The 13,305-nt window shown below is 62.4% G+C and carries 13 protein-coding genes; 11 read left to right on the top strand and 2 right to left on the bottom strand.

What is annotated here, in order from left to right; genetic code table 11:
- Positions 1 to 33: 33 nt before the first annotated feature.
- Positions 34 to 819, bottom strand: coding sequence for an IclR family transcriptional regulator (locus tag ABIE40_RS20000; RefSeq protein ID WP_112712426.1), 786 nt, complete (start codon positions 817 to 819; stop codon positions 34 to 36).
- A 164-nt stretch (positions 820 to 983) separates the two neighbouring features.
- Here ABIE40_RS20000 and ABIE40_RS19995 point away from each other — a divergent pair, with 164 nt between their 5' ends.
- The 10 genes from ABIE40_RS19995 to ABIE40_RS19950 all read left to right on the top strand — a co-directional run bounded on the left by ABIE40_RS19995 (position 984) and on the right by ABIE40_RS19950 (position 9,900).
- Entirely contained in the window at positions 984 to 2,294 is a 1,311-nt protein-coding gene (locus tag ABIE40_RS19995) for a type 2 periplasmic-binding domain-containing protein (protein WP_199625457.1), read from the top strand.
- 122 nt (positions 2,295 to 2,416) lie between these two features.
- A complete protein-coding gene (locus ABIE40_RS19990; protein WP_130280031.1) occupies positions 2,417 to 3,310 on the top strand; it encodes a carbohydrate ABC transporter permease in 894 nt (297 codons plus the stop codon).
- Positions 3,311 to 3,313: 3 nt separating this feature from the next.
- Positions 3,314 to 4,180 carry a carbohydrate ABC transporter permease gene (locus ABIE40_RS19985; RefSeq protein WP_199625456.1) on the top strand — a complete coding sequence of 289 codons (867 nt, stop codon included), beginning with the start codon at positions 3,314 to 3,316 and terminating at the stop codon, positions 4,178 to 4,180.
- Positions 4,181 to 4,186: 6 nt separating this feature from the next.
- Positions 4,187 to 5,284, top strand: a complete 1,098-nt coding sequence (locus ABIE40_RS19980) for an ABC transporter ATP-binding protein (protein ID WP_199625455.1) — start codon at positions 4,187 to 4,189, stop codon at positions 5,282 to 5,284.
- Between the two features lie 16 nt (positions 5,285 to 5,300).
- Positions 5,301 to 6,413 (top strand): mandelate racemase/muconate lactonizing enzyme family protein, encoded by a 1,113-nt coding sequence (locus ABIE40_RS19975; RefSeq protein WP_199625454.1) that lies wholly within the window; start codon positions 5,301 to 5,303, stop codon positions 6,411 to 6,413.
- Positions 6,414 to 6,424: 11 nt separating this feature from the next.
- Positions 6,425 to 6,754 (top strand): L-rhamnose mutarotase, encoded by a 330-nt coding sequence (locus ABIE40_RS19970; RefSeq protein ID WP_199625453.1) that lies wholly within the window; start codon positions 6,425 to 6,427, stop codon positions 6,752 to 6,754.
- A complete protein-coding gene (locus tag ABIE40_RS19965) occupies positions 6,747 to 7,826 on the top strand; it encodes a Gfo/Idh/MocA family protein (protein WP_199625452.1) in 1,080 nt (359 codons plus the stop codon). The genes ABIE40_RS19970 and ABIE40_RS19965 overlap by 8 nt, the downstream gene beginning before the upstream one ends.
- Positions 7,827 to 7,830: 4 nt before the next feature.
- Positions 7,831 to 8,286 (top strand): MaoC family dehydratase, encoded by a 456-nt coding sequence (locus ABIE40_RS19960; protein ID WP_199625451.1) that lies wholly within the window; start codon positions 7,831 to 7,833, stop codon positions 8,284 to 8,286.
- A gap of 4 nt (positions 8,287 to 8,290) precedes the next feature.
- Complete coding sequence (locus ABIE40_RS19955; RefSeq protein ID WP_199625450.1) at positions 8,291 to 9,025, top strand: SDR family oxidoreductase; 735 nt, start codon at positions 8,291 to 8,293, stop codon at positions 9,023 to 9,025.
- Between the two features lie 29 nt (positions 9,026 to 9,054).
- Positions 9,055 to 9,900 (top strand): fumarylacetoacetate hydrolase family protein, encoded by an 846-nt coding sequence (locus ABIE40_RS19950; RefSeq protein WP_199625449.1) that lies wholly within the window; start codon positions 9,055 to 9,057, stop codon positions 9,898 to 9,900.
- A 66-nt stretch (positions 9,901 to 9,966) separates the two neighbouring features.
- On the opposite strand, the gene ABIE40_RS19945 is transcribed toward ABIE40_RS19950, so the two are convergent.
- On the bottom strand, positions 9,967 to 11,868 hold the full coding sequence (locus ABIE40_RS19945; RefSeq protein ID WP_130280019.1) for a potassium transporter Kup: 1,902 nt from the start codon (positions 11,866 to 11,868) through the stop codon (positions 9,967 to 9,969).
- 297 nt (positions 11,869 to 12,165) lie between these two features.
- Here ABIE40_RS19945 and ABIE40_RS19940 point away from each other — a divergent pair, with 297 nt between their 5' ends.
- Positions 12,166 to 13,305: a sensor histidine kinase gene (locus ABIE40_RS19940; protein WP_199625448.1), complete on the top strand. Its 1,140-nt coding sequence runs from the start codon at positions 12,166 to 12,168 to the stop codon at positions 13,303 to 13,305.

Genomic DNA, 13,305 nt, shown 5'->3' with positions numbered 1-13,305 from the left:
CTTATGCAGAGATCATTCAGATAGGAAATAGGCCTAGAACTTCACGTTGACATCGGATCCGACGAGCAGAGACAGCTGTTCCGCCGTCTTCTGTAGGTGGGTGATCGTACGGGTGATGTCAGGCGCGCTCGGCGCGTTGACCAGCGCGATATAGGGGCAGGTGAGGGCGGCGATGCCGCGTCCGTCCGGTCCCAGGATCGGTGCCGAGAGGTTGTAGACGCCGGCCGTCTGGGCGCTGGCCATCATCTCGTAGCCCCGCTCGCGGATCTGGTCGAGCCGCTCGTAGAATTCCGGCGTCAGCCGCGGATCGTCCTTGCTGCGCACATGCTCGGCGATCATCAGTTCGCGCTCTTCGGCATCCCGGAAGGCCAGCAGGACATGGCCGGAGCCGGTGTCGAACAGGTTCACATGAGAGCCGACGCGGATGGAGATGCCCCAATAGTCCGGCGCTTCCTGCTGGGCGATGACAACGGCATAGCCGCGGTCGAAGACGGCGAGATGGTTTGCCTGCCGGCTCTTCTGCGCCAGATCGCGCATCAGCGGCGTCGCGAAGGATGCCAGGCGGCGGGTCGGCGCGTGCAGCTGCGACAGGCCGAAGAGCTTGAGCGTCAGCGCAAAGCGGTCGCCTTCGAGCTTCGTCACATAGCCGCGGCGCACCAGGCGGTCGAGCATTCGGTAGAACTCGTTCGGGCTGCGGTCGAGCCGCTTCGATATTTCCGCCTGCGTCAGGCCGTCCTCGACGCTGGCCAGCAGTTCCAAAATGTCGAGACCCTTGTCGAGCGCCGGGGCGCGGTAGCGGTCTGCGTCATCCATGTCCATGTGCGATCTCCCATGAATGATAGTTGCATATACGCAGACGGACCATTCGAGAAGGGAAAGTTCCGCTTGACGCAGGAACTTTCTTGTCGTTTGTATATAAACATAAAACTCATATGTGAGAGTCGGCGAACTTGAACAAGGTCGCCGTTGTGGAGGAGAGGAACATGAAAAGATTGATAGCCAGCCTCGCGGCTGGGATTTCGCTATTTGCATCCGTGGCCAATGCGGCCGATCTGCCGGGCAAGTTCGAAGGTGTGACCATCGATGCCAAGCTGATCGGCGGCCAGCAGTACGAGCCGCTCTATGCGCGCATCGCCGAGTGGGAGAAGGAGACCGGCGCCAAGGTCAACGTTCTCTCGAAGAAGAACTATTTCGAACTCGACAAGGAAATGAAGTCGGACCTGGCTTCGGGCGACATCAAGTGGTGCGTCGGTTCCAACCATTCGTCCTTCGCGCCGATCTACGAAGGCCTCTATGCCGACCTGAAGCCGCTTCTGCCGGCCGATGAAATCGCCAAGTTCGTCGACTCGACGATCTCCGCTTCGACGATCGACGACAAGCTGGTCATGCTGCCGCGCGCCCAGTTCGACGTTTCGGCCATGTATTACCAGAAGAGCCTCTACACCGACGAAGCCAAGAAGAAGGCGTTCAAGGAAAAGTACGGTTATGACCTCGCGCCGCCGGACACCTGGAAGCAGGTTTCCGACCAGGCGATCTTCTTCGCCAACCCGCCGAATTTCTTCGGCACGCAGTTCCCCGGCAAGGAAGAGGCGATCAACGGCCGCTTCTTCGAAATGCTGGTCGCCGAGGGCGGCGAGTATCTCGACAAGGACGGCAAGCCGGCTTTCAATTCGGATGCCGGTGTGCGCGCTCTCGACTGGTTCGTGAACATGTACAAGGCGAAGGCCGTTCCTGCCGGCACGACCAACTACCTCTGGGATGACCTCGGCGCCGGCTTCGCCTCGGGCACCGTGGCGCTCGATCTCGACTGGCCTGGCTGGGCCGCTTACTTCAATGACCCGAAGAACTCGAAGATTGCCGGCAATGTCGGCGTGATCGTCCAGCCTGCCGGTTCTTCCGGCAAGCGGACCGGCTGGTCCGGTCACCACGGCTTCTCGGTCACCGAAGCCTGCGAGCACAAGGATGCGGCGGCCTCGCTCGTCTGGTTCCTCACCAATGAGGATTCGCAGAAGATCGAAGCTGCGAACGGCACCCTGCCGACCCGCAAGGCGGTCTGGGATTGGGATATCCAGCAGGCTGCAAGCGACCCTTACAAGAAGGAAGCTCTCGGCGCCTTCCAGGAAGCCATGAAGCATGCCTTCCCGGTTCCGCGCACGCCTGAATGGATCGAGATTTCCAACGCGGTCTATCCGGAACTGCAGTCGGCCATCCTTGGCGACAAGACCTCCAAGGAGGCTCTCGACGCTGCAGCCGACAAGGCGACCAACATCCTCAAGGACGCTGGCGCTCTCTGATCCTGTCATAACAGGTCCCGCATCCGGAAACGGGTGCGGGGCTTCATTTTTGGAAGACCGGAGCTTCTTGCAGGCTCCCTCCTGCAGTCCAGGCGCCGGATATGGCGTGGACAGGTCGCTCGATGTTCAAAAAAATTCCGACACCCATTCTTCTGCTCCTGCCGGCCATCATCGTGCTGGCGGCAGTCGTCTTGGTTCCCCTGCTGCTTTCGCTCTATTCCAGTTTCACGCCGTTCCGGCTGACCCGGCCGCAGACGCTCTATGTCTTCGTCGGCCTGCGCAACTACATGCGCATCCTCACCGATCCGGTGTTTCTCGCCGCTTTCGTGCGCACCGTCGTACTGCTGACGATAGCGCTCAATCTCGAAATGCTGCTCGGTCTCGGCCTGGCGCTGCTCGTCAACAAGGCGACCATGGGCCAGCGCGTGCTGCGCACCATGATGATGTTCCCGATGATGTTTTCGCCGGTGCTCGTCGGCTTCCAGTTCAAGTTTATGTTCAACGACAATGTCGGCCTGATCAACAATGCCCTGCAGGCGCTGGGGCTGACCGACAACGCGATCCCGTGGCTGATTGACGGCAATCTGGCGCTGTTCTCGATCGTCGTCGCCGAGGTCTGGTCGTCAACGGCGGTCTTCGCGATCCTGATCCTGTCAGGACTGCTCGCCATGCCGCAGGAGCCCGTCGAGGCCGCCCGTGTCGATGGCTGCACACCCTGGCAGACCTTCCGCTATGTCATCTGGCCGTTCCTCATGCCCTTCGCCTTCATCGCCATGACGATCCGCTCGCTCGACGTCGCGCGCGCCTATGACATCGTCAAGATCATGACGGATGGCGGCCCGGCGCGGCGCACCGAGCTGCTCTGGACGCTGGTCGGCCGCACCGCCTATGCCGATGCGCAAATGGGCCTTGCCAATGCCATGGCCTATGTCTCGATCATCCTGTCGATCGCCTTCACCGTTTATTTCTTCCGGAAGCTGGCGCTCGCCCGCACCCAAATCGGCGCGGAGTGGTAAGCCATGGATCTCAACGCACAACAACGCCTGCGCCGCCGTATCGGCCGTGTCTTCTATCTGATCGGCCTGTTTCTGGCGATGCTCATCATCTGCCTTCCGGGCTTCTGGATCGTGCTCAGTTCGCTGCGCCCGCCGGTCGAAATCATGGCGAAACCGCCGGTCTGGATTCCGAACGAGCTGTCGCTCGATGCCTACCGCGCGATGTTCTCGGGCATCGGCAAGGGTGGCATTCCGATCTGGGACTACTTCCGCAACTCGCTGATCATCTCGATCACCTCGACGGTGATCGCGCTGGCGATCGGCATGTCCGGCGGCTACGCCTTCGCGCGCTTCCGCTTTGCCGGCAAGTCCGCGACTTTTCTCGGCCTGATGCTGACGCGGTCGGTGCCGGGGATCGCGCTGTCGCTGCCGCTCTTCATCGTCTATTCGCGCATCGGCATCATCGATACGCATTTCGGCCTGATCCTGACCTATGTGGCGCTCAACGTGCCCTTCACGATCTGGCTGATCGACGGCTTCTTCCGTCAGGTGCCGAAAGATCTGGCGGAAGCCGCGCAGATCGACGGCTGCACCCGCTGGCAGGCCTTCTGGAAGGTCGAGTTTCCGCTGGCCGGTCCCGGCATCGCCTCGGCAGGCATCTTCGCCTTCCTCACCTGCTGGAACGAGTACGCACTCGCCTCGCAGCTGACGCGCTCGGTCAACTCGAAGACCCTGCCGGTCGGCCTCCTCGATTATACCGCGGAGTTCACCATCGACTGGCGCGGTATGTGCGCTCTCGCGGTCGTCATGATCGTTCCCGCGCTGGCGCTCACCTTCATCATTCAAAAGCATCTCGTATCCGGCCTGACATTTGGCGCGGTCAAAGGTTGATTTCCCATGGCTCAGGTCTCCCTCAAGAAACTCGTCAAGCGCTACGGCGCACTCGAAATCGTCCACGGCATCGATCTTGATATCGCCGACAAGGAGTTCATCGCGCTCGTCGGTCCGTCCGGCTGCGGCAAGTCCACGACGCTGCGCATGGTCGCCGGTCTGGAGCCGATTTCCGGCGGTGACATCGAAATCGGCGGCCGTGTCGTCAACGATCTGCCGCCGCGCGACCGCAATATCTCGATGGTCTTCCAGTCCTACGCGCTCTATCCGCATATGAGCGTGCGCGAGAACATGGGCTTCTCGCTGAAGATCGCCAAGGTGCCGCAGCCCGAGATCGACCAGCGCGTCAATGAGGCCGCGGCGATCCTCAGCCTCGAAGCCCTGATGGACCGCCGCCCGGCACAGCTCTCCGGCGGCCAGCGCCAGCGCGTCGCCATGGGCCGCGCCATCGTGCGCAATCCCGAGGTTTTCCTGTTCGACGAGCCGCTGTCGAACCTCGACGCCAAGCTGCGCACGCAGATGCGCACCGAGATCAAGAAGCTGCACGCCAAGGTGCAGGCAACGGTCATCTACGTCACCCACGACCAGGTCGAGGCGATGACGCTCGCCGACCGCATCGTCATCATGCGCGATGGCTACATCGAGCAGGTCGGCACCCCGGATGAAGTGTTCAAGCGTCCGGCAACCCGCTTCGTCGCGGGCTTCATCGGCTCGCCGCCGATGAACATTCTCGATGCCACCGTCGATGGCGACAGCGTCGTCTTCGCCAACGGCGATCGCCTGCCGCTGCCGGCGAAATTCAAGAGTGCGGTGACGCAGGGCCAGAAGGTCACCTTCGGCCTGCGCCCCGACGATCTCTTCCCGACCGGTCACGGCCTGGTCACGGGAAGTGCATCGGAGGTCCACGAGGCGAGCCTCCCCGTCAGCATCACCGAGCCGCTCGGCAACGAGACGCTCGTCTTCGTCGAATTCGCCGGCCGGGAATGGGTGGCGCGCATGCTCAATCCGCGGGCGCTGGCAACAGGCGAACAAATCAAGATGAGCTTCGACCTGTCGCAGGCGCATCTGTTTGCAGCCGATACCGGCAAGAGCCTGGCAATCTGAAGGGGAGGAGAGAGACATGGCCCGCATCGAGAAGATTGAAATCCGCATGGTCGACCTTGCTCCCAAGGTCAAGCGCACGGATGCCATCCAGAGCTTCGTCAGCCAGGAAACCCCGATCGTCACGATCACCGATTCCGACGGCGCGACGGGCATTGGTTACAGCTACACGATCGGCACCGGTGGCTCGTCGATCATGCGGCTGCTGTCTGATCACCTCGTCCCGCTGCTGATCGGCGAGGATGCCGATTGCATCGAGGCGATCTGGCACAAGATGGAATTTGCGACGCACGCGACGACCATCGGCGCGATCACCGCCCTGGCGCTCGCCGCCGTCGATACCGCTCTCTGGGATCTCCGGGCCAAGAAGCAGGGGCTGCCGCTGTGGAAGCTCGCGGGCGGCGCCAAGGATAGCTGCCCGCTCTACACCACCGAGGGCGGCTGGCTGCATATCGAGAAGGAAGCGTTGGTCGAAGACGCGCTGCTGGCGAAGTCGAAGGGCTTTTCCGGCTCCAAGGTGAAGATCGGAAAGCCGCATGGCGCCGAAGACTATGCGCGCCTTTCAGCCGTGCGCGCTGCCGTCGGCGATGGCTTCGAGATCATGACGGATTGCAATCAGGGCTTCATGGTCGATGAGGTGATCCGCCGCGCCGCGCGCCTCAAGGAGCTCGACCTTGCCTGGATCGAGGAGCCGCTGCCGGCCGACGATCTCGATGGGCATATCCGCCTGTCGCGCTCGACCGCAACCCCGATTGCCGTCGGCGAGTCGATCTATTCGATCCGCCACTTCCGCGAATATATGCAGAAGGGCGCCTGCTCGATCGTCCAGGTCGATGTGGCCCGTATCGGCGGCATTACCCCCTGGCTCAAGGTGGCGCACGCCGCCGAGGCCTTTGATATCCCGGTCTGCCCGCACTTCCTGATGGAGCTGCATGTCAGCCTGGTCTGCGCGGTGCAGAACGGCAAATATGTCGAGTACATTCCGCAGCTCGATCAGCTGACCACCAAGGGCATGGAGATCCGTGACGGCCGGGCGATCGCGCCGTCCGAACCGGGTCTCGGCATCAGCTGGGATTGGCAGGCCATCGAGGCTCGCTCGATCAAGGAATTCACCCGAGAGTTTCGCGGCTGAGGAGAGTGGCCATGCGGCGCATGGGAATGGTTGTCGGGCTGAAGCCTGAGAAGATCGCGGAGTACAAGGCCCTGCATACGGCCGTCTGGCCGGAGATCCTGGCGCTGATCTCCGAATGCAACATCACCAACTATTCCATCTTCCTGAAAGAGCCGGAAAATCTGCTGTTCGGCTACTGGGAATATACCGGCGAGGATTTCGACGCCGATATGGCGAAGATGGCGGCGCATCCGAAGAACAAGGAATGGTGGGCGGTCTGCATGCCGCAGCAGCAGCCGCTCGAAACCCGCAAGCCCGGCGAATGGTGGGCGATGATGGAGGAGGTCTTCCATCATGACTGAGGCCTTCGATCCAAGCCGTCTGCGGCAATCATGGCCGCGTCCGGCCAAGCCGCGCCCGATCGTGATCTTCGGTGCAGGAAGCATCGTCGGCGACGCACATCTGCCCGCCTACAGGAAGGCCGGGTTTCCCGTCGCAGGCATCTTCGATCCCAATTTTGCCAAGGCGAGCGCGCTCGCCGAGCAATGGGGCACGGTCGCCTTCGCCTCCGAGGACGACGCGCTCAAAACCGAAGGCGCGATCTTCGATCTGGCGACCCCGCCCGCTGCTCATGCCGCAATCCTGTCGAAGCTGCCGGAAGGATCCTTTGCGCTGCTGCAGAAGCCGATGGGCAGCAATCTGCAGGAAGCGACGGAAATCTTGTCGCTCTGCCGTTCCCGTGGGATAAAGGCCGCTGTCAATTTCCAGCTGCGCTTCGCGCCGATTATGCTGGCGCTGAAGGATGCGATCGCCGGGGGACATCTCGGCGAGGTCGTCGATTTCGACGCCTGGCTGGCGCTGGCGACCCCGTGGGGTCTCTGGCCGTTCCTCAAGGGACTGCCGCGTATCGAGATCGCCATGCACTCGATCCATTATCTCGATGTCGTCAGGGACCTGCTCGGCAATCCGCTCGGCATCCATGCCAAGACTATCGGCCATCCGAGCCATGAAGTGGCGCAGACGCGCACCGCCGCGATCCTCGACTATGGCGACAGGATCCGCTGCGCGCTCTCGATCAACCACGACCACGATTTCGGCCGCCGCTTCCAGGCTTGCGAATTCCGCATCTGCGGAACGAAGGGTGCCGCCTATCTGAAGCTCGGCGTCAATCTCGACTATCCGCGCGGCGAGCCGGACGAACTCTGGATCAAGGCCGATGGCGCCGCTGATTGGGTCTCCGTACCGCTCGAGGGAACCTGGTTCCCGGACGCCTTTGCCAACCGCATGGCAAACCTGCAGCGCTTTGCCTCCGGCGAAGACGATGTGCTCATCGGATCCGTCGAAGACGGATGGCAGACGATGGCGCTTGTCGAAGCCGCCTATCAATCGAGCGCGAGCCCGGCGACGCCGCTGAGCCCGCTGCCGAAGGAGTAATTCCGTGTCCGAACAGACCATCCACTACGAAGACTACGCGCTGAATTCCGTTCGCACGACGACGGGACGCACGATCACCGAGACCGACTTCGTCGTCCATGCCGGCCATACCGGCGATTTCTTTCCGCATCACATGGATGCCGAATTCGCCAAGACGCTGCCCGGCGGCCAGCGCATCGCCCATGGCACGATGGTGTTCTCGATCGGCGTCGGGCTGACGGCAACGCTGATCAACCCGGTCGCCTTCTCCTACGGCTACGACCGCCTGCGCTTCGTCCGCCCCGTCCATATCGGCGATACGATCCGCACCCGCGTGACGATCTCGTCGAAGGAAGACGATCCGAAGCGGCCGGATATGGGTCGCGTCGTCGAGCGCTGCGAAGTGCTGAACCAGCGCAATGAAGTCGTGCTCGCTGCAGACCACATCCTGCTCGTCGAGCGCAAACAGAAACAGGGATAGAACCATGACACAGGATTTGGCCGGCAAGACCGTTCTGATCACCGCCGCAGGGCAGGGGATCGGCCGGGCCTCGGCAATCGCCTTCCATCAGGCCGGCGCCACGGTGCACGCGACCGATATCAATACCGAGACGCTGGCCCAGCTTGCCGCCGAGACAGGGATTGCGACCCACAAGCTCAACGTCCTCGACGAAGGCGCGGTCAACGCTTTGGTCTCCGAGATCGGCCGGGTCGACGTGCTCTTCAATTGCGCTGGGTTCGTCCATGCAGGATCGATCCTTGAGATGAAGGACAGCGATCTGGAATTTGCCCTCGACCTCAACGTCAAGGCGATGATCCGCACCATCCGTGCGGTACTGCCCGGCATGCTGGAGCGCAAGGACGGCTCGATCATCAACATGGCTTCGGTCGCCTCCAGCATCAAGGGCGTGCCTAACCGCTTCGCCTATGGCGTGACCAAGGCGGCCGTCATCGGGCTGACCAAGTCGGTCGCCGCCGATTATGTCGCCCAGGGCGTCCGCTGCAACGCCATTTGCCCCGGCACGGTCGAGAGCCCGTCGCTGCAGGATCGCATGAAGGCGCAGGGTGACTACGAGACGGCACGCGCCGCCTTCATCTCCCGCCAGCCGATGGGCCGCTTGGGGTCACCGGAGGAGATCGCCGAGCTCGCAGTCTATCTCGCCGGAGCCACCTACACGTCCGGCCAGGCCTACGCCATCGATGGCGGCTGGACGATCTGATTTCCGGAAGACAACAGAATGGAAGCATCATGAAATTTCTTCGTTACGGTGGAGCCGGCCAGGAAAAGCCCGGCCTTCTCGATGCCGGTGGCACGATTCGCGATCTCTCGGGCCATCTGGCCGATCTCTCCGGCGCAGCCCTGAACCCCGATCGCCTCGCCGAACTGTCGCGCATCGATGCGAACACGCTGCCTGCCGTCGAGGGTAGTCCGCGGCTCGGCGCCTGCGTTGCCGGAACCGGCAAGTTCATCTGCATCGGTCTCAACTATTCCGATCACGCCGCCGAAACCGGCGCCACCGTGCCGCCGGAGCCGATCATCTTCATGAAGGCGACCTCCGCCATCGTCGGCCCCAATGACGATCTCCTCATCCCGCGCGGTTCCGAAAAGACCGACTGGGAAGTCGAGCTCGGCATCGTCATCGGCAAGACCGCGAAGTATGTCAGCGAAGCCGATGCGCTCGATTATGTCGCCGGCTATTGCACGATCCACGACGTCTCCGAGCGCGCCTTCCAGATCGAGCGTTCCGGCCAGTGGACCAAGGGCAAGTCCTGCGACACCTTCGGTCCCACCGGCCCGTGGCTGGTCACCAAGGACGAGGTTCCCGATCCGCAGAACCTCGGCATGTGGCTGAAAGTCAACGGCGAGACGATGCAGAACGGCTCCAGCAAGACCATGGTCTATGGCGTTGCCTATCTCGTCTCCTACCTCAGCCAGTTCATGTCGCTGCACCCGGGCGACATCATCTCGACGGGCACACCGCCCGGCGTCGGCATGGGCATGAAGCCGCCGCGCTATCTCAAGGCAGGCGATGTCGTCGAACTCGGCATCGAAAAGCTCGGCAACCAGCGCCAGGCCGTCAGGGCGGACATCTGACAGCTCCAGGCTGCCGGTGAGCAAGAGGCGGGGCATGAGCTCCGCCTCTTTCATTTTAAGAAGATGTCAGATCGTCGTCTGCAGCCCGAGTTCGACGACGCGGCCGGATGGCAGGCCGAAATAGTCGGTCGCATTCCCGGCATTCTGGGCGAGAACGATGAAGAGGCGGTCCTGCCAGAAGGGCATGCCGCCCTTCTTCGACGGCAGGAGCGTCCGCCGCGACAGGAAGAAGGAGGTCGACATGATGTCGAACTTCAGGCCGAGCTGGCGCACGAGCACGAGCGCGCGCGGGATGTTCGGCGTCTCCATATAGCCGAAGGTGATGATCAGTCGGCTGAACAGCGGATTGAAGCTCTCGAGGAAGATCTTCTCGTCATCAGGCACGAACGGCGTTGTCGCGGTGATGACGCTGAGAATCACGTTCTGTTCGTGGATCACCTTGTAGTGCTTGAGGCTGTGCAGCAGCGCCGTCGGCGCGCCCTCGACATCGCTGGTCAGGAAGATCGCAGTGCCGGGAACGGTCGGTGGCCGCTTCTGCGCGAGACGGTCGATGATCGAAGCGAGCGGGATCTCGTCTGCCCTGGTGCGGGCAATCAGCAGACGGCGTCCCGCCATCCAGGTGTACATGATCAGCCCCATCGTCGATGCGACGGCCACCGGCACCCAGCCGCCATCGGCGAACTTGGCGACATTGGCGATGAAGAAGCCGCTGTCGATCAGGAACAGGGGCACAACGACGGCAGCGGCGGTTACCGGTTTCCAGTTCCAGATGCGGCGCATGACCACGAAGAGCAGCACGCTGGTGATCACCATCTCGCCGGTCACGGCAATGCCGTAAGCAGCCGACAGCCCACTCGAATTCTTGAAATAGAGCACGAGCGCTACGACGAAGATGAACAGGAACGAGTTCACCTGCGGCATGAAGATCTGCCCGGAATGAGTCTCCGAGGTGTGCAGGATCTGCAGGCGCGGCAGCAGATTGAGGTGCATCGCCTGGCGCACCAGCGAATAGGCGCCCGAAATCACCGCCTGGCTGGCAATGACCGTTGCGGCGGTCGCAAGGCAGACCATCGGCACGCGGGCCCATGGCGGATGCATGCCGAAGAACGGGTGCGCGGCCATCTCAGGATTGGCGAGAACAAAGGCGCCTTGTCCGAAATAGTTGAGCAACAGGCACGGAAAGACGAGGCAGAACCATGCCATGACGATCGGCCTGCGGCCGAAATGGCCGAGGTCGACATAGAGCGCCTCGGCGCCGGTGACGGCGAGGAAGACAGCGCCGAGAACGGTAATCGTCAGCCCGACATTGCTTGCGGCATAAGTGACCGCGTGAACGGGGTTGATCGCGCCGAGGACGGCCGGATCGTCGAGGATATGAATGCCGCCGCTGATGCCGAGCACGGCGAACCAGAGCGCCATGACCGGGCCGAAAACGGATGCGACGCCGCCGGTGCCGAAACGCTGGACGAAGAACAGGACGGCGATGATCGTCAGGGTGATCGGCACGATCCAGTCGGACAGCGCCGGTGCCACCACCTGAATGCCTTCGACCGCCGACAACACGGAAATCGCCGGCGTGATGATCGCGTCACCCAGGAACAGCGAGGCGCCGGCGACGCCAAGCACGAGCACCCAGACCGGGCGCCCGACAAGGCTCTGGCGCGCGAGCGTCATCAGGGACAGCGTGCCGCCTTCGCCGCGGTTATCCGCCTTCAGAACGAAGGTCACGTATTTGACGGTGACGACGATCGTCAGCGCCCAGACGATCAGCGAGAGAATGCCCAGCACATTATCGCGATGCGATCCTGATCCCGCCGTCGCATGCAGCGCCTCTCTGAAAGCGTAGAGCGGACTGGTGCCGATATCGCCATAGACGACGCCCAAGGCTGCCAGAACGAGCGCGGGCAGACCATTTCGGGTCTCGTGCCCCAGTTCGGGATCTTCGGATCGCAATTGCGGGAATGTCAACGAAGGGATCCTGTTTCGAGCTTCGTGTCAGCGAAGCAATGGCTGCTGCCTTGCGGCGATATGATTGATATCGGCAAACGCCTTATGTGCAAAGCTTCGAGACGGTCCATACACAATCAGCTTTCCAACGCCGTGGCTGGACTTTCGTTGCGTCGCATGCGCCGGTTGCGGCAATTTTGGAGGGCGATATCTTTGAAAATATAAATCGATCCGGTTGTTAGACGTATCCCATCAAAACCTGTAGGATGCCACCTTGAGTGGTCGAGAAACGGCCGCCGGCCCCGGAAGGAGGCCGCTATGACACCCCTGGATTACACAGATCAGCAAGCGACGCCGCTCGCAGTCCTGACGCACGCGATTGCGCAGCTTGCCGGCGCGCGCGACGCCAGCCATGTCGTCGAGATCATCCGCTCCACCGCGCGCAGCATGATCGGTTGCCAGGGCATCGCGGTGATCCGGAAAGAGGACGATCTCTGCCACTATATCGAAGAGGATGCGATCGGCACGCTCTGGAAGGGACAGAAATTCCCGGCATCGGCCTGCGTCAGCGGGTGGGCGATGGCCGAGCGCAAGACGATCGTCATTCCCGATATCGACCACGAGGACCGCGTTCCGCGGGAGCTCTATCAGGACACGTTCGTTCGCGCGATCGCCATGACGCCGGTTCGTCCACAGGATCCGATCGGTGCGATCGGCGCCTATTGGGCGGCACCCTATCAGCCGACGAGGATGGAGATCGAGATTCTCGAAGCGCTGGCAAGTGCGGCGGCGACGGCGATCGAAAACGTCCGGCTGATCGTCGCGCTGTCAGGCGCGCTGGAGGAAGCGGAACTCGCCCGCGATGAGCTGCGCCACCGGGTCAAGAACGCCTATATGGGCGCGCAAAGCCTGGCGAAGCTCTCGATAAAGGGCGAAGCCGCCGACGATCTCGTCGGGCGTATCCAGGCGCTTTCGCGCGCCCATTCGCTGCTCGACGAGCGCATGTCGCGGGATGCCAGCATCGACATCCGCGATCTTACCGAAATCGAGGTCGAGCCTTACAGAAACACAGCGCCCGGACGGATTGTGCTCAGCGGTCCCTCGACGGAGATTGACAGTACCCGGGCCGTGCCCTTGGGGCTCTCTATCAACGAGCTTGCAACGAACGCGCTGAAGCACGGCGCGCTGTCGATCGAATCGGGCACGGTCGAAATCACATGGTCGCGGAATGGCGAGGCCATTTCTCTCTCGTGGATCGAGACGAATGGACCGCGCGTTGGAAATATCGGCCGGACCGGGGAGGGATCGGGCCTGCTCGCCCGCCTCGTCGAGCGCCAGCTTCGCGGCACGCTGGAGCATATTTTCGATCCCGCGGGTGTCCGCTGCCGGATTGCCTTCCGGCAGGGCGAGCACCCGCGCGTACCGGTGGGCGTTTCCCTCCCGGTGGCCGGTAAGTAG

It is taken from the genome of Rhizobium sp. OAE497 (assembly GCF_040546565.1).
Classification (GTDB): Bacteria; Pseudomonadota; Alphaproteobacteria; order Rhizobiales; family Rhizobiaceae; genus Rhizobium.
This window is presented reverse-complemented; position numbering and strand designations above follow the sequence as displayed.